Source organism: Streptomyces sp. NPDC006476, assembly GCF_040612015.1.
Lineage (GTDB): Bacteria > Actinomycetota > Actinomycetes > Streptomycetales > Streptomycetaceae > Streptomyces > Streptomyces griseorubiginosus_B.
On sequence record NZ_JBEXPK010000016.1, the window covers coordinates 1 to 16,663 of the forward strand.

Annotated in this window: 12 protein-coding genes and 1 pseudogene; 8 read left to right on the forward strand and 5 right to left on the reverse strand. The window is 71.1% G+C overall.

Features of this window, described 5'->3' with window-relative positions; all coding sequences use genetic code 11:
• The 3 genes and pseudogenes from ABZZ74_RS19320 to ABZZ74_RS19330 form a co-directional block, all read right to left on the reverse strand.
• A pseudogene (locus ABZZ74_RS19320) lies at positions 1–119 on the reverse strand (sugar ABC transporter ATP-binding protein); the annotation flags it as partial.
• Positions 120–123: 4 nt separating this feature from the next.
• Positions 124–1,194: an ABC transporter permease gene (locus tag ABZZ74_RS19325; protein WP_356766385.1), complete on the reverse strand. Its 1,071-nt coding sequence runs from the start codon at positions 1,192–1,194 to the stop codon at positions 124–126.
• 5 nt (positions 1,195–1,199) lie between these two features.
• Complete coding sequence (locus ABZZ74_RS19330) at positions 1,200–2,219, reverse strand: sugar ABC transporter substrate-binding protein (protein WP_356766387.1); 1,020 nt, start codon at positions 2,217–2,219, stop codon at positions 1,200–1,202.
• A 285-nt stretch (positions 2,220–2,504) separates the two neighbouring features.
• On the opposite strand from ABZZ74_RS19330, the gene iolC reads away from it, so the two are divergent.
• The 8 genes from iolC (at position 2,505) to ABZZ74_RS19370 (ending at position 13,822) form a co-directional block, all read left to right on the forward strand.
• Positions 2,505–3,470, forward strand: a complete 966-nt coding sequence (gene iolC, locus ABZZ74_RS19335) for a 5-dehydro-2-deoxygluconokinase (protein WP_356766389.1) — start codon at positions 2,505–2,507, stop codon at positions 3,468–3,470.
• A gap of 13 nt (positions 3,471–3,483) precedes the next feature.
• Positions 3,484–4,362 carry a deoxyribose-phosphate aldolase gene (locus tag ABZZ74_RS19340; RefSeq protein ID WP_356766391.1) on the forward strand — a complete coding sequence of 293 codons (879 nt, stop codon included), beginning with the start codon at positions 3,484–3,486 and terminating at the stop codon, positions 4,360–4,362.
• A gap of 34 nt (positions 4,363–4,396) precedes the next feature.
• The gene (gene iolB / locus ABZZ74_RS19345) at positions 4,397–5,287 is read left to right on the forward strand and encodes a 5-deoxy-glucuronate isomerase (RefSeq protein WP_356766393.1); all 891 of its coding nucleotides are present in this window, start codon (positions 4,397–4,399) and stop codon (positions 5,285–5,287) included.
• Positions 5,287–7,164 carry a 3D-(3,5/4)-trihydroxycyclohexane-1,2-dione acylhydrolase (decyclizing) gene (gene iolD / locus ABZZ74_RS19350; RefSeq protein WP_356766395.1) on the forward strand — a complete coding sequence of 626 codons (1,878 nt, stop codon included), beginning with the start codon at positions 5,287–5,289 and terminating at the stop codon, positions 7,162–7,164. The genes iolB and iolD overlap by 1 nt, the downstream gene beginning before the upstream one ends.
• A gap of 29 nt (positions 7,165–7,193) precedes the next feature.
• Positions 7,194–8,687 carry a CoA-acylating methylmalonate-semialdehyde dehydrogenase gene (locus tag ABZZ74_RS19355; protein ID WP_356766397.1) on the forward strand — a complete coding sequence of 498 codons (1,494 nt, stop codon included), beginning with the start codon at positions 7,194–7,196 and terminating at the stop codon, positions 8,685–8,687.
• 34 nt (positions 8,688–8,721) lie between these two features.
• A complete protein-coding gene (locus ABZZ74_RS19360) occupies positions 8,722–9,507 on the forward strand; it encodes a GntR family transcriptional regulator (protein ID WP_356766399.1) in 786 nt (261 codons plus the stop codon).
• Between the two features lie 105 nt (positions 9,508–9,612).
• Positions 9,613–10,650: a UDP-glucose 4-epimerase GalE gene (gene galE / locus ABZZ74_RS19365; RefSeq protein ID WP_356766401.1), complete on the forward strand. Its 1,038-nt coding sequence runs from the start codon at positions 9,613–9,615 to the stop codon at positions 10,648–10,650.
• A gap of 34 nt (positions 10,651–10,684) precedes the next feature.
• Positions 10,685–13,822 carry an EAL domain-containing protein gene (locus tag ABZZ74_RS19370; RefSeq protein WP_356766403.1) on the forward strand — a complete coding sequence of 1,046 codons (3,138 nt, stop codon included), beginning with the start codon at positions 10,685–10,687 and terminating at the stop codon, positions 13,820–13,822.
• Here the strand turns inward: ABZZ74_RS19370 and ABZZ74_RS19375 are convergent.
• The gene (locus ABZZ74_RS19375) at positions 13,758–15,542 is read right to left on the reverse strand and encodes a glycoside hydrolase family 15 protein (RefSeq protein WP_356766405.1); all 1,785 of its coding nucleotides are present in this window, start codon (positions 15,540–15,542) and stop codon (positions 13,758–13,760) included. The two genes, ABZZ74_RS19370 and ABZZ74_RS19375, sit on opposite strands and share 65 nt — an antisense overlap.
• The gene (locus tag ABZZ74_RS19380) at positions 15,539–16,573 is read right to left on the reverse strand and encodes a dTDP-glucose 4,6-dehydratase (protein WP_356766407.1); all 1,035 of its coding nucleotides are present in this window, start codon (positions 16,571–16,573) and stop codon (positions 15,539–15,541) included. Before ABZZ74_RS19380 ends, ABZZ74_RS19375 begins: the two co-directional genes overlap by 4 nt.
• Between the last annotated feature and the right edge of the window lie 90 nt (positions 16,574–16,663).

The following is a 16,663-nucleotide window of genomic DNA, read 5'->3' on the forward strand; positions in this document are numbered from 1 at the left end:
GCGCGGATGTTGCCGTAGGACTTGCCGGCGTTGCGGAGTTCGACGATCGGGGTGTCCCCGCCCTCCGGCGGGGTGTCCGCGAGGATCGCTCCGTGGGTTCCGGTTCCGTTGTCTGTCATCGGGTCACCTCCGGGTCATGGTGCGCTGGACCCACAGATTGATCAGGACGGCGCCGAGCAGCATGACGCCGAGGAAGGCCTTGAACCAGTCGGGGTTCCAGCCGGCGTACACGATGCCCTGCTGCACCATGCCGAACATGAACGCGCCGAAGACCGGGCCGATGGCGGAGCCGTAGCCGCCGGTCAGCAGACAGCCGCCGATCACCGCGCCGGAGATGTAGATCAGCTCGATGCCGACGCCCTCACCGGACTGGACGGTGTTGAACGAGAACAGCTGGTGCATGCCGACGAACCAGGCGCCGAAGCCGACCAGCATGAACAGGGAGATCTTGGTGAAGGCCACGGGGACACCGACGGCGCGGGCGGAGTCCTTGTTGCCGCCTACCGCGAAGATCCAGTTGCCGTACTTGGTGCGCAGCAGCACCCAGGTGGCGATCGCCGCGAACAGCAGCCACCAGAACACGGTGATCTTCACCTGCACGCCGCCGATGTCGAAGCTGGAGGCGAAGACGTCCTTGGCCGTGTTGAAGCCGTCCATGTTGCTGATGTCGTCGGTGGCGACGTTGCCGGTGACCAGCTTGGTCACCGCGAGGTTGACGCCCTGGAGGATCAGGAAGGTGCCCAGGGTGACCAGGAAGCTGGGCAGACCGGTCTTGACGACCATCCAGCCGTTGAAGAAGCCGATGGCCAAGGACACGATCAGTGCGGCGAACACGCCGACCCAGACGTTGAGGGTCAGCTGGTAGGCCGTCATGCTCGCGGTCAGCGCGGAGGTGATCACGCCGACGCCGGACGACAGGTCGAACTCGCCGCCGATCATCAGCAGGGCGACCGGGATGGTCACGATGCCGAGGGTGGAGGACTGGTAGAGGATGTTCGCCATGGCGCTGGCCTCGCGCACCGGCGGGGCGGCGATCAGGAAGAACACGTAGACCGCCACGGCACCGAGGAACACACCCACCTCGGGCCGGGCCAACAGGCGTACGGCCAGGGGACGTTCGGCCGTGCGGCCGTCGGTCTCCTTGCGGCCGGGGGCCGGCGGTGTCTTCACCGCCGGCTCGGCGTGCTGGGTCATACTCGTCACCTGGTGCCCTTCGCGGCGAACTGCGCGACCTGGGCGACGTTGGACTTGTCGACGAAGGCCGGGCCGGTCAGCACGGGCTGCTCACCGCCGCCGCTGTAGTTGCCGTTGTTCTTGTAGAGCCACAGCGAGTCGATCGCCAGGTAGCCCTGCAGGTACGGCTGCTGGTCCACCGCGAACTGGATCGTGCCCTTGCTGATGGCGGTGGTGAGGTCCTTGTTGAGGTCGAAGGTGGCGACCTTCGCCTTGGAGCCGGCGTCCGACACCGACTGCACCGCGGTCAGCGCGAAGGGCGCGCCGAGCGTGGCGACGTAGTCGATGGAGGTGTCCTGCTTCAGCTTGGCGGTGATGGTCGACTTCACGGACGGCATGTCCGTGCCGTTGACGTTGAGGACCTCGGTCTTGCCGGAGAAGGTGCTCTTCAGGCCGTCGCAGCGCTGGGTCAGACCGATGTTGCCCTGCTCCTGGACGACACAGACGGCGTGCTTGGCGCCGAGCGCGTTGAGCTTCTTTCCGAAGGCCTCACCGGCCACCGTCTCGTCCTGGCCGAAGAACTCCATCAGGCCGAGCTTCTTCCAGTCGCTCACGCCGGAGTTGAGGCCGACCACCGGTATGTTGGACGACTTGGCCTTGGCGATGACGGCCTTGAGGGCGTCCGGCTTGGCGAGGGTGACCGCGATGCCGTCCACCTTCTGGTCGATCGCGTTCTGCACCAGGTTGGACTGGTTGCCCGCGTTCGGGTCGGCCGAGTAGATCAGCTTGATGTTGTCCTTGGCCGCGGCCGCCTCGGCGCCCTTGCGGACGATGTCCCAGAAGGTGTCGCCGGGCGACTGGTGCGTGACCAGCGCGACGGTCATGCGGGGGGTGTTGGCCTTGCCGGCGGAGGCCGCCGCGCCGTTGTCCTCGGACTTCTTGCCCCCGGAACTGCTGGAGCAGCCGGCGAGGGTCAGGGCAGCCGCCGCAGCCACCGCGACGAGGGGTACGAGTCTGCGGGAGCGGGGGTGAGAAGAGCGGTCCATCTTTCCTGGCACCTCACTGTGCTTTCGGGGGAAAGGAAGGGATCTCGAAGATCCAGAGCCCGGGATCTTGGCATGTTCGGGTCGCCCGCCGCAAACGCGGCGGTTTCGCTGGGACGGGATCAAACCCCTGGCCGCGCCCGCTGTCAATACTTTGTTAAGACATCATTTCACGAGCTAGTCCGAATGTAAGTACAAACTATTGACAGCGCCCTCGGTCGGGGCCTACACCTGGGAGGCGGCAGGCCCCTTGGGACCCGCGTCCCCAGTCCCGTCCGAGGAGCACACATGGCCGAGTCAGTCCAGCCCTTCGACTTGATCACCATGGGCCGTATCGGAGTCGATCTCTACCCCCTGCAGTCGGGTGTGGCCCTGCCGCGGGTCGAGACCTTCGGCAAGTTCCTCGGCGGTTCGGCCGCGAACGTCGCGGTCGCCGCCGCCCGGCTCGGCCGGTCCACCGCGGTGATCACCCGCACCGGGGACGACCCCTTCGGCGCCTTTCTGCACCAGGCGCTGAAGGAGTTCGGCGTCGACGACCGCTGGGTCGCACCCGTCGCCGCGTACCCGACACCGGTGACCTTCTGCGAGATCTTTCCGCCGGACAACTTCCCTCTTTATTTCTACCGGCAGCCTAAGGCTCCTGACCTGGAGATACACACCGGGGACCTGGACTTCTTCGCCATTCGGGCGAGCCGCGTCTTCTGGATCACCGGCACCGGCCTGAGCGAGGAGCCCAGCCGCTCCGCCACGCTGGCCGCCCTGAAGGCCCGCGGCAGGACCGGCGTCACCGTCTTCGACCTCGACTGGCGCCCGGCGTTCTGGAGTGACCCTGAGGAGGCCCGGCCCTATTACGCGGAGGCCCTGCAGCACGCCACCGTCGCGGTCGGCAACCTCGACGAGTGCGAGATCGCCACCGGCACGCGCGAACCGCGCGCCTGCGCCGAGGCGCTGCTTGCGGCCGGGGTGCAGCTGGCCGTCGTCAAGCAGGGCCCCGAGGGCGTGCTGGCGGTGCACCGCGACGGCACCACCGCCGAGATCCCGCCGGTCCCGGTGGAGGTGGCCAACGGACTCGGCGCGGGCGACGCCTTCGGCGGAGCGCTGGTGCACGGGCTGCTGTCCGGATGGGAGTTGGCCGAAATCATGCGGTACGCGGGCGCGGCCGGGGCACTGGTCGCCTCCCGCCTCGCCTGCTCCTCCGCGATGCCCACCGAGGCCGAGGTCGAAGACCTGCTGGCGCGAGCCACTGTTGCCTGAAACGGAGCATCCCTTGACCCTCAGCATCCCCGAGCTCGTCTCGGTCCGGGCCCGGCACCCCGAGGCGATCGCCGAGGCGGCCGCCCGGCGCAGGCGCCGGCCGCTGCTCGGCGACAGCGGCCGCCTGATGATCGTGGCCGCCGACCACCCGGCCCGCGGCGCCCTCGGCGTAGGCGGCCGACCCCTCGCCATGGCGGACCGGAGGGACCTGCTGGAGCGCCTGTGCGTGGCGCTGTCCCGGCCGGGCGTCGATGGGGTGCTGGCCACCGCCGACATCCTGGAGGACCTGCTGCTGCTCGGCGTGCTCGACGACAAGGTTGTCATGGGCTCCATGAACCGCGGGGGCCTCGCGGGCGCCGCCTTCGAGCTGGACGACCGCTTCACCGGCCACCGCGCCGAGGACATCGCCCGCCTCCGCTTCGACGCGGGCAAGCTCCTGCTGCGCATCGACTACGCCGACCCGGGCTCGCTGACCACGCTGGAGTCCACCGCCCGCGCGATCGACGCCATGGCGGAGCGCCGGCTGCCGCTGTTCGTCGAGCCGTTCGTCTCCCACCGGATCGACGGCAGGGTCCACAACGACCTGTCCGCCGAGGCCGTCACGAAGTCGATCGCCATCGCCTCGGGCCTCGGCGGCACCTCCGCCTACACCTGGCTGAAGCTGCCCGTCACCGAGGACCCGGACGCCATGGGCGAGGTCCTGGAGACCTCCACCCTGCCGACGGTCCTGCTGGGCGGCGAGGTGGGCGAGGACCAGGAGGGCGCCTACGAGCGCTGGCGCAAGGCGCTCCGGCTGCCGACGGTGCTGGGGATGGTCGTCGGCCGGTCGCTGCTCTACCCGGCCGACGGCAACGTGGAGAACGCGGTGGACACGGCTGTCGGGCTGCTGTGACCGCGGCTGTCATGACACGGACGAGGAGTGCCCTATGACCTACCACCTTCCCGCCGGAAAGGCCCTCGGCGGCCCCTACGTCGTGGACGTCACCCCCGAGAAGGCCGGCTGGGGCTACTCCAGCCTGCGCGTGCTGGAACTGTCGCCGGGCGGCACGCACTCCTTCGACACCGGCGAGAGCGAGTGGATCGTGCTGCCGCTGAGCGGCGGCTGCACGGTGACGTCCGACGACGACTTCGGCCACGACACCTTCGAACTCACCGGCCGCGAGAGCGTGTTCAGCGCGGTCAGCGACTTCGCCTACGTGCCGCGGGACGCCCGTACGACCGTCACGAGCGCCGGCGGCGGACGGTTCGCGCTCACCGGAGCGCGCTGCACCCGCCGGCTGCCCGCCCGCTACGGGCCGGCCTCCTCGGTGCCGGTGGAACTGCGCGGCACCGGGAACAGCAGCCGCCAGGTCAACAACTTCGGCGCGGCGGGCGTCTTCGAGTGCGACAAGCTCATCGCCGTCGAGGTGATCACGCCGGGCGGCAACTGGTCGTCGTTCCCACCGCACAAGCACGACGAGCATCGGCCGGGCGAGGAGTCCGTCCTCGAAGAGGTCTACTACTTCGAGTTCGCGGGCCACGACGGCATCCCCGGCCTCGGCTACCAGCGTGTCTCCCCCTCCGGGCACGGACGGGGCACCGACGTCCTGGCCGAGGTGCGCGACGGCGACGTCGTCCTGATCCCCGACGGCTGGCACGGACCGTCCATGGCCGTGCCCGGCCACCACATGTACTACCTCAACGTCATGGCGGGCCCCGAGCCCGAGCGCGCCTGGCTGATCTGCGACCACCCCGATCACGCCTGGATCCGCGACACCTGGGCCGGCCGGCCGGTCGACCCCCGCCTCCCCCTCTACACGGCACCGGAGAAGTCCTGATGAGCACCCCCACCCGCCGCCTGACCGTCGCCCAGGCCCTGGTGCGGTTCCTGTCCGCCCAGTACACCGAGCGCGACGGCGTTCGACAGCGGCTGATCGCCGGCACCTGGGGCATCTTCGGCCACGGCAACGTCGCCGGCCTCGGCCAGGCCCTCCTGGAGGCGGGCGAGGACACCATGCCGTTCCACCAGGGCCGCAACGAGCAGGCGATGGTGCACGCGGCCGTCGCCCACGCCCGCCAGCTGGACCGGCTCTCCGCGCAGGCGGTCACCACCTCCATCGGCCCCGGCGCCACCAACCTGGTCACGGGTGCCGCCCTCGCCACCATCAACCGCCTCCCGGTCCTGCTCCTGCCCGGCGACTACTTCGCCACGCGCGTCGCCGACCCGCTGCTGCAGCAGTTGGAGCACCCGGTGGAGGCGGACCTGTCGGTGAACGACACCCTGCGCCCGGTCTCCCGATACTTCGACCGCGTCACCCGCCCCGAGGCCCTGATCCCCTCCGCGCTCAACGCCATGCGCGTCCTCGCCGACCCGGTGGAGACCGGCGCGGTCACGCTCGCCCTCCCCCAGGACGTCCAGGCCGAGGCGTACGACTGGCCGGAGGAGTTCTTCGCCGAGCGGGTGTGGCACGTACGGCGTCCCGCCCCCGATCCGCAGGAGCTGGCCCAGGCGGTGGCGGCGATCAGGGGCGCCGAGCGTCCGCTGATCGTCGCGGGCGGCGGCGTTCACCACAGCCGGGCCGAGGACGCGCTGAAGGCGCTGGTGGACGCGACCGGCATCCCGGTCGCCTCGACCCAGGCGGGCAAGGGCTCGCTGCGCCACGACCACCCCGCCGACCTCGGCGGCATCGGCCACACCGGCACCGCGGTCAGCGACGACATCGCACGGACGGCCGATCTGGTGATCGGTGTGGGGACCAGGTACACGGACTTCACGACCGCCTCCAACACGCTCTTCCAGCGGCCGGACGTCCGCTTCGTCAACCTCAACATCGCGGCCTTCGACGCCCACAAGCTGGCCGCGCGCACGGTCGTGTGCGATGCGCGCGCCGGGCTCACGGCGTTGACGGACGCGCTGGCCGGTCACCGTGTGAACCCGGTTTACGAGGACGAGTACCGCGCCGGAAAGGAACGCTGGGAGCAGGTCGTCGAGGCCGCTTTCACCGCCGCCGACGACAGCGCCGTCCCGACCCAGACCCAGGTGCTCGGCGCCCTGGACGCGGTCGTCGGTGACGAGGACGTGGTGATCAACGCGGCCGGTTCGCTCCCGGGCGATCTGCACAAGCTGTGGCGGGCCCGCAGCCGGCGCCAGTACCACCTGGAGTACGGCTACTCCTGCATGGGCTACGAGATCCCGGCCGGCATCGGCGTCCAGCAGGCCGCCCCCGGCACCCCGGTCTGGTCCCTGGTCGGCGACGGCACCTATCTGATGATGCCGACGGAGATCGTCACCGCCGTCCAGGAGGGCCTGCCGGTCAACCTGGTCCTCATCCAGAACCACGGCTACGCCTCGATCGGCGGCCTGTCCGAGTCCGTCGGCGGTGAGCGCTTCGGCACCGCCTACCGCTACCGGGCCGCCGACGGCACCTTCTCCGGCGCTCCGCTCCCCGTCGACCTGGCCGCCAACGCGGGCAGCCTCGGCATGGACGTTCTGCGCGCCAAGACGGTCCGCGAACTGCGCGAGGCGCTCGCCGCGGCCCGCGTCTCCGACCGCCCGACCTGCGTCTACGTCGAGACCGACACCGCCACCCCGACCGCTCCCCCGGCCGAGGCCTGGTGGGACGTGCCGGTCGCCGCGACCGCCTCCCGCGAGGCCGCCGTGCGGGCCCGCGAGGAGTACGACCGTCAGGTCGCCGACCGGCGCCGCCACCTCTGAACCCCCACCCTGTGAAAGGCCCGTGCACCATGAAGACCATCACCCACTGGATCGGCGGCAAGCCGGTCGAGTCCGCCTCCGGCCGCTTCGGCGCCGTCTACGACCCGGCGACCGGCGCGCAGGAGAAGCAGGTCGGCTTCGCGACCGTCGACGAGGTGGACGCCGCCGTCGCCTCCGCGAAGGCCGCGTTCGAGACCTGGGGCAGCTCCTCGCTGGCCAGGCGCACCGCGATCCTGTTCAAGTACCGGGAGCTGCTGGACGCGCACCGCGACGAGATCGCCTCGCTGATCACCGCCGAGCACGGCAAGGTGCACTCCGACGCGCTCGGCGAGGTCGCGCGCGGCATGGAGATCGTGGAGCTGGCCTGCGGGATCAGCGTGCAGCTGAAGGGCGAGCTGTCGACACAGGTCTCGACCCGGGTCGACGTGGCCTCGATCCGTCAGCCGCTCGGCGTGGTCGCGGGCATCACGCCGTTCAACTTCCCGGCCATGGTGCCGATGTGGATGTTCCCCCTCGCCATCGCGTGCGGCAACACGTTCGTGCTGAAGCCGAGTGAGAAGGATCCCTCGGCCTCCTTCCGCCTCGCCGAACTCGCTTCCGAGGCGGGCCTGCCCGACGGCGTCCTGAACATCGTGCAGGGCGACAAGGTGGCCGTCGACCGCCTCCTGGAGCACCCCGACATCGAGGCGGTGTCCTTCGTCGGCTCGACGCCGATCGCCAAGTACATCCAGCTCAAGGCGGTGGAGCACGGCAAGCGCGTGCAGGCCCTCGGCGGCGCCAAGAACCACATGCTGGTGCTGCCCGACGCCGACCTGGACTTCGCGGCGGACCAGGCGATCAACGCCGCTTACGGTTCGGCGGGTGAGCGCTGCATGGCCGTGTCCGTCGTGGTCGCGGTCGGCGACACCGGCGACGAACTGGTCGCGAAGATCGCCGAGCGCGCGAAGAGCCTGCGGATCGGCCCCGGCGACGACCCGTCCTCCGAGATGGGCCCGCTGATCACCCGCGAGCACCGTGACAAGGTGGCCTCCTACGTCTCCTCGGCCGCCGAGCAGGGCGCGGAGGTCGTCGTCGACGGCACCGGGTACACCGTCGAGGGCCACGAGGACGGCTTCTTCCTCGGCGTGTCGCTGCTCGACAGGGTGCCGCTGACGGCGGACGCCTACCGGGACGAGATCTTCGGCCCCGTGCTGGCCGTGGTGCGCGCGGAGTCGTACGACGAGGCCATCGAGCTGATCAACGGCTCGCGCTGGGGCAACGGCACCGCGATCTTCACCCGGGACGGCGGCGCCGCCCGCCGCTTCCAGCTGGAGGTCAAGGCGGGCATGGTCGGCGTGAACGTCCCGATCCCCGTCCCCGTCGGCTACCACAGCTTCGGCGGCTGGAAGGACTCCCTCTTCGGTGACCTGCACGTCTACGGCAACGACGGCATCGCCTTCTACACCCAGGGCAAGGTGATCACCACGCGCTGGCCGGACCCGGCCGACTCGGGCATCAACCTCGGTTTCCCCAGCCACTCCTGACGTCACGTCAGACTCATCGGAGGGAGGTGCGTCCATGGCGAGGACCCGTGGCGCAACCCGTGCCGCGACCGCTCCCGCGCTCGAATCGCTGGACTTCGCGCTGGACCGGGGCAGCCCGGTACCGCTGTACTACCAGCTCGCGCAGCAGCTGGAGGCGGCGATCGAGCACGGGGCGCTCGCCCCGGGCAACCTCCTGGGCAACGAGATCGACCTGTCGACCCGCCTGGGCCTGTCCAGACCCACGGTCCGGCAGGCCATCCAGTCCCTGGTCGACAAGGGTCTGCTGGTGCGCCGCCGGGGTGTCGGCACCCAGGTGGTGCACAGCCAGGTCAAGCGCCCGCTGGAGCTCTCCAGCCTCTACGACGACCTGGAGGCGGCCGGCCAGGGCCCGACCACGCGGGTGGTGCGCAACGAGCGCGAGGCGGCCTGCGCCGACGTCGCGGCCGCGCTCGGCATCGCGGAGGGCAGCGAGGTGATCGCGCTGGAGCGGCTGCGCCTGACGCACGGCCAGCCGGTCGCGTTGCTGTCCAACTACCTCCCGACGGCCCTCTTCGCACTCGACACCGAGCGGCTGGAGTCGACCGGCCTGTACCGGATGATGCGCACCGCCGGCATCACCCTCCACAGCGCCCGCCAGACCATCGGCGCCCGCTCCGCCACCGCCGAGGAGGCCGGCCGCCTCGACGAGAAGGAGGGCGCCGCCCTGCTCACCATGCAGCGCACGGCGTACGACGACACGGGCCGCCCGGTCGAGTACGGCACGCACATCTACCGGGCGTCGCGGTACGCGTTCGACTTCCAGCTGCTGGTGCGGGCGTAGCGGGGACGAGGGCGGGCCCGTCCGCCCTTGACTCACCGGGGGCGGGCCGGAACAATCGTATGGATACATCGTAAATGTACGATGCCTACGAAGGGCCGAGCGCCCATGAGCGCACCGTCAACAGTCCTGGTCACCGGTGGGGCGGGCTTCATCGGCAGTCACACGTGCGTCGACCTGCTGGACCACGGCTACGAGCTGATCGTCGTCGACGACTACTCCAACAGCACGCCGCAGGTCTTCTCCCGGGTCGAGCGGATCGCCGGCCGTTTCGTCGGCACCGTCTACGAACTGGACATCCGGGACCGGCACGCCCTGTCGTCGGTCTTCACCCGGCACTCCGTGGACGCCGTGGTGCACCTGGCCGCCGTCAAGTCCCCGAGCGGGTCCCTGAAGCGGCCCGTCGAGTGCTACGACACCAACGTCGGCGGCACCACCGCCCTGCTGTCGACCATGCACGAGCACGGTGTGCACCGCCTGGTCTTCGCCTCCTCCTGCGCGGTCTACGGCGACGCCGGCCCCGGTCTGCTCGACGAGGCCACCCCCGCCCGGCCGGTGACGCCGGACGCGGCCTCGAAGTGGCTGTGCGAGCAGATCCTGGCGGACGTCTGCCACCGCTGCCCCGAGTACACGGTGCTGTGCCTGCGGTACGCCAATCCGGCCGGCGCGCACCCCAGCGGACTGCTCGGCGAGGACCCGCCGGGTGAACCCGAGAACCTGATGCCCTCCGTGGCCCGGACCGCCGCCGGCCACCGGAACCTGGTGGACGTCCACGGCGGGGACTACCCCACCCCCGACGGCACCGCGATCCGCGACTACATCCACGTCATGGACACCGTCGAGGCGCACCGCGTGGCGCTCGACCATCTCGTCGACAAGCCCGGCATGCGGGTGTACAACGTCGGCCTGGGTCAGGGCAGTTCGGTCCTGGACGTGGTCGCCGTCTTCTCCGAGGTGTGCGGTGCGCAGGTGCCGTACCGGATCGGTCCGCGCCGTCCCGGCGACGTCGCCGGACTGGTCACCGACGCGAGCGCCGTCACCCGGGCCTGGGGCTGGCGGCCCACCCGTGACCTGACCGACATGTGCCGGGACGCCTGGCGGTTCCAGCAGCTCAATCCCCATGGCTACGCGGACTGTTCCCGGTGATCCGGGGACGGTGCCCGCCCGGAGGCGTGTGCCGATGTCGCAGACCCGCTGGTCGATGACCGCCTACACCGTCGTCGTCGCGGGCCTCACCTGTGTCTCCATGACCCTCGCCGACGCACACGTCCTGGTCGAGGCCCTCATCGGCCTGGGCAGCGCCGCGGCCGTCCTCACCGGCGTGCGACTGCACCGTCCCGCGCGCAGCTGGCCGTGGCTGGCCCTCGCCGCCGGCCTGCTGGTGTTCACCGCGGGTGACACGTACTACGACGTGCAGAACGAGTACTTCCGGGCTCTGGACCCCTCTCCCGCGGACGCCTGCTATCTCGCCGTGTACCCCCTCTTCGCCGCGGGGCTCTTCGGCCTCGTCCGCTACAGCCGTGTCCGCCGTGACCTGCCCAGTCTGCTGGACGCCATGATCGTCACCGCCGGTGTGGGGCTGCCGGTGTGGATCTACCTGGTGCAGCCGCTCGCCGCGCTGGACGGGCTCACATGGCAGCAGCGCGCGATCAGCCTCGCCTACCCGCTGGGCGACCTCCTGCTGCTGGCCATGCTGGTCCGGCTGGTCGCCGCCGGCCCCGGAACTCTGCACAACCGAACCGTGCAACTGCTCGGTCTGGGCATGGTCACGCTGCTCGCCTTCGACATCGCCTACGGCATCCTGCGGCTGGACGACAGCCAGCCGCCCGACACCCTGCTGGACGTCGGCTGGATCGTCTTCTACCTGACGTGGGGGCTGGCCGGCCTGCACCCCTCGATGGCCCGGCTGACCGATCCGGAACCCCGGCCCGAGTCCCTGCGCCCGCAGTGGCGCAGGCTCGTCGTGCTCACCTTCGCCACGCTCATCGCACCCGGCATCCTGGTCATCGAGGCACGGACGGGCAGCCTGCGGCACGCGACCGTGCCGGCCACGTTCTCGGCCATGCTGTTCCTGCTGGTCATCCTGCGGCTCGCGGGCATGGTCGTCGCCCACCGCAAGGCCGTGTCACGCGAACAGGCGCTGCGCGTTGCGACCGCCTCCCTCGTGGCGGCCATGGCACCGCACGAGATCGCGCGGGCCTGCGACACGGCGATCACCGCCCTGGTGGGGCCGGACGTGCCCCACCTGACCCTGCTCGTGCCGCCCGGGCGGTCCCGGCACCTCCACGGGCTCCTCGCGGGCGCCGACGCTCCCGGGGGTCCGCGGGGCGGTCCTCGCCACGGCTGCCGCCTGGTCCCCGCCGACCGGCTCGGTCCGGACCTCGCCCCCGCCCTCGGCGAGCTGCCGTACGCCCTGGTGTGCGCCGTCGGCCAGCCCGACCGCGGGGCCGGCGACGACCTCCCGAGCATGCTGGTGGCCGCGGGACCGGAGCGCCGGCTCGCCGACGTGCGCGGTTCCGTGGAGATACTCGCCTCGCACGCGGGACTGGCCGCGGACCGTATCGCCTTGCGCCGGGAGATCGTGCACCGGGAGAGCGAGGCCTACTTCCGCACGCTGGTCCGCAGCGCCTCGGACGTCATCCTGATCGTCGGCGACGACACGACCGTGCGGTACGCCAGCCCCTCCGCCGAGGCCGTCCTGGGCAGCGCCGCGCTGACCGGCACGGCGCTGCGGGAACTGGTGGACCCCCGGGACCGCGACCGGGTGGAGAGCACCCTCATGGCCCCCGACGGCGACGCGAGCCGGGAGAGCCACGACCACTGGCGGGTGCTGCGCGGCGGCGGCCACATCGAGGTGGAGGTGCGCTGCCGGGACCTGCGGCGGGACGAGACCGTGGGCGGACTGGTCGTCACCCTGCGAGACGTGACCGAACAGCGCCGGCTGCAGCAGGAACTGACCCAGCGGGCCTTCCACGACCCGGTCACCGGCCTGCCCAACCGCACCCTGCTGCTGGAGCGGACCCACCGTGCGTTGCTGCGCGGACGACGCGAACCCGCGCTGACCTGTCTGCTCTTCATCGACCTGGACGACTTCAAGAACGTCAACGACACCCTGGGCCACTCCTGCGGCGACCTGCTCCTGAAGGCGGTCGGCGAACGGCTGGAGGGGACGCTGCGCCGTACCGACACGGCGGCGCGGCTCGGCGGCGACGAGTTCGCGGTGCTGATGGAGGACGCCAAGCTGCCGCTGGACGCCGAACTGCTGGCGGCGCAGGTCATCCAGACCCTGGGCCGGCCCTTCCGGCTGGCCGGCGACACCGTGAACGTCTCCGCCAGCGTGGGCGTGGCCACCGCTCTCGACACCACGGACGCCCAGGAACTGCTGGCCCTCGCCGACGTGGCCCTGTACGCGGCGAAGGCGGCCGGCAAGCGCCAGTGGCGGCGCTTCCGGCCCCAGCTGCGGACCCGTATGACACAGCGTCAGGATCTGCGGGTGCGGCTGGACGACGCGATCGCCCGGGACGAGTTCGCGTTGCTGTACCAGCCCGTGGTGGACCTCGTCACGGACGAGGTGGTCGGCTTCGAGGCGCTGGCCCGCTGGCCGCACCACCGGCACGGGCCCGTACCGCCCAGCCAGTTCATCCCGCTCGCCGAGGAGACCGGACACATCACGCCGCTGGGCGCCTGGGTGCTGCACAGCGCCACCGCCGACATGGCCCGGCTGCAGCTCCAGACCGGGCGGCCGACGCCGCCGTACGTCAGCGTGAACGTCTCCGGTCGTCAGTGGCAGGAACAGGGCTTCGTGGACGAGGTCTCCCGCGCTCTGGAAACCCCGGGCCTGGCCCCGGGCTCACTGCAGCTGGAGCTCACGGAGTCGGTACTGATGCGCCGGGACGAGCGGATCGACGAGCTCGTCCGCGAGCTCAGGGATCTCGGCGTGCGCATCGCCGTGGACGACTTCGGCACCGGATTCTCCTCGCTGCGCTATCTGCACGACTTCCCCGTCGACGTCCTCAAGATCGACAAGTCGTTCATCGACGACATCCCCGAGGACACCCGGCAGGTCAGACTCGTCGAGGGGATCGTCCGCCTCGCGAGCACGCTCGAGGTGCAGGTGATCGCGGAGGGCGTCGAGACGTCCTTGCAACGCGAGCTGCTGACGGCGATGGGCTGCCGGTACGGACAGGGCTTCCTGTTCGCGCGGCCGATGACGGTGCGGGAGGGCGCGGCGGTGGTGCTCGACGGACGCGCCCTCAGCGACCGGCCGGGGGAAGGGACGACAGGGCGAACGCCGTCTCCACCAGGGCGACATGGCTGAACGCCTTGGGCGCGTTGCCCAGCTGACGGCCCGCGTCCGGGTCCCACTGTTCGGCGAGCAGACCGACGTCGTTGCGGATGGCGAGGACCCGTTCGAAGACCTCCCGGGCCTGCCTCGGGTGCCCGGTCGCGGCGAGGCTCTGGGCGTACCACAGGGAGCACGAGACGAACGTCCCCTCGGAGTCGCGGATGCCGTCCAGGGCACGCCCGGCGGCGTACCGTCGCACGAACCCTCCGTGAGCCAGCCGCCGCATGGCGCGCACGGTGCCGCGCACCCGCTCGTCCCCGGCGGGCAGGAAGCCGAGGCGGGGGATCAGCAGCGCCGAGGCGTCGAGGGCGGAGGAGCCGTAGAACTGCACGAAGGACCTCTGCCCGCTGTCCCACCCCTTGCGGCAGACGTCCCGGTGGACCTCGTCGCGCATGGCCCGCCACACACCGGAGGAGCCGTTCCTGCCGAGCAGCACGCCCATGCGCACGGCACGGTCGGCGGCCACCCAGGCCATGACCTTGGAGTGGACGAACTGTCTGGGCGCTCCCCGTACCTGCCACATCCCCTGGTCCGGCCGGCGCCAGTGCCGCTCGAGGTGGCCCATGAGCACCTCCACCAGGTCCCACACATGAGCCGGCATGGGGATCCCGGCGCGCAGCGACAGCCAGAGCGTGTCCATGACCTCGCCGTACACGTCCAGCTGGAACTGAGGCATCGCGGTCCCGAACCGGACCGGCCGCGACCCGTCGTAACCGGTCAGCCACGGCGCCTCGGTCTCCGTCAGGAGCCGTTGGCCCTCGACACCGTAGACGGTCTGCAGATGGTCCGGGTCACCCGCGACGGCCCGTACGAGCCAGTCCAGCCAGGCCGTGGCCTCCTCCCGGTAGCCGCTGCGCAGCAGGCAGGACAGGGTGACGGTGGAGTCGCGCAGCCAGCAGTACCGGTAGTCCCAGTTGCGCTCTCCCCCCACGCAGCCGGGAAGGGACGTGGTCGGTGCCGCGACGACGCCGCCCGTGGGGGCGTAGGTGAGCGCCTTGAGGGTGATCAGGGAGCGCATCACCGCCTCGCGCCACGGTCCGGCGTAACGGCATTGGGCGCTCCAGCGGCGCCAGAACTGGCTGGTCTCCTTCAGCGCCGTCTCCGCCGGGACGTACAGCGGTGGGGGCGGCTCGGTCAGGTGCGACGGGGACCAGACGAGCGTCAGGGCGAGCCTACGGCCGGCCGTGACCGTGAAGTCGTGCACCGTGCGGTCCGCCCGGTCGGGCCCGTGCACCGGCCCGTCGGCGTGCAGCCAGACGGCGTCCGGACCGGCGACCGCGACCGTGCCGGACTCGCCGACCCGGACCCACGGCAGCACGCGGCCCTGGTGGAAGCGCAGCCGGAGTTCGCTGCGCACGGTCACCCGGCCCCACAGGCCCTCCACCATGCGGATCAGGCACGGCGACTGGGTGCGCGGGGGCATGAAGTCGACGACCCGCACGGCGCCGGCCGCGCTGTGCCACTCCGTCTCCAGGATCAGGGTGTCCCCGCGGTAGGTCCGGCGGGTGCACCGGCCGCCGGCGACGGGGGCCACCTTCCAGAACCCGTTGTCCCGGGTGCCCACGAGCGCGGCGAGACAGGCCGGCGAGTCGAACCGGGGCAGGCACAGCCAGTCGACCGATCCGTCCCGGCCGACCATCGCGGCGGTTTCCAGGTCGCTGATGAGGGCGTAGTCCTCGATGGGCGCGTTCATGACGGGAGCCGCTCGTAGTCGCACCGCTCGGAGTCGCACCGTTCGGAGTCGCTGCGCCCGTGGTCGCACCGGCGTGCGGGGTCCTGCCGCAGCAGCGGCTCCCACCAGGAGCGGTGCGTCCGGTACCAGTCGACCGTCTCCTCAAGGCCCGTGACCAGGTCCTTGCGGGGCGCGAACGCGAGTTCCGTGCGGATCTTCGTGCAGTCGACCGAGCGGCGGTGGTCGCCGCCGTCCCGGCCGTCATCGACGAACCGGACCGTCCCCGGGTCGGCCCCGCAGACGCCCAGCACCAGCCCGGCGAGCTCCCGGTGGGAGAGTTCGTCCCCGCCGCCGATGTTGTAGACCTCGCCCGGGCGCCCGCCCCTGCGGACCAGTTCGATGCCGCGCACCTGGTCGTCGACGTGGATCCAGTCGCGGACGGTGAGCCCGTTGCCGTACAACAGCACGGGCCTGTCCTCCAGAAGGTGGGTGATGATCAGCGGGACGACCCGCTCGGGGAACTGGTGGTGCCCGTAGGTCGTCGAGCACCGGGTCACCCGCACGTCGAGGCCGTGCGTGCGGTGGTACGCCAGCGCCAGCAGGTCGGACGCCGCCTTGGACGCGGAGTAGGGCGAGTTGGGCCGCAGGGGGTCGGTCTCGAGCCAGGAGCCGGCGCGCACGGAGCCGTAGACCTCGGCGGAGGAGATGTGCACGAACCTGCGCGGCCCGTGCCGCAGCGCCGCCTCCAGCAGGGTCTGCGTCCCCAGGACGTTCGTGCGGACGGCGGGGGCGCCGGCGGCGAAGTGCACCACCTGGTCGTGCGCCGCGACCAACGCGTCGACGACGTCGAGGTCACAGATGTCGCCGTGGACGAAGGAGAAGCCCCGCGCGTGACGGACGTCGTCCAGGTTGGCGGGGTTGCCGGCCTCGGTGAGCTTGTCCAGGACGGTCACCGCCACGTCCGGGGGGCCGCCGGGGCCCAGCATCGTGCGCACGTAGTGCGAGCCGATGAAGCCGGCTCCGCCGGTGACGAGGATGCGGGTCGAGGTCATGACGAGTACCGTGCTTTGCCACGTATGTTTACGTCGTATATGTACAGGGTCCACCGTCGAGGGGTCCACGTCAACCTCTGACCGTTCCGC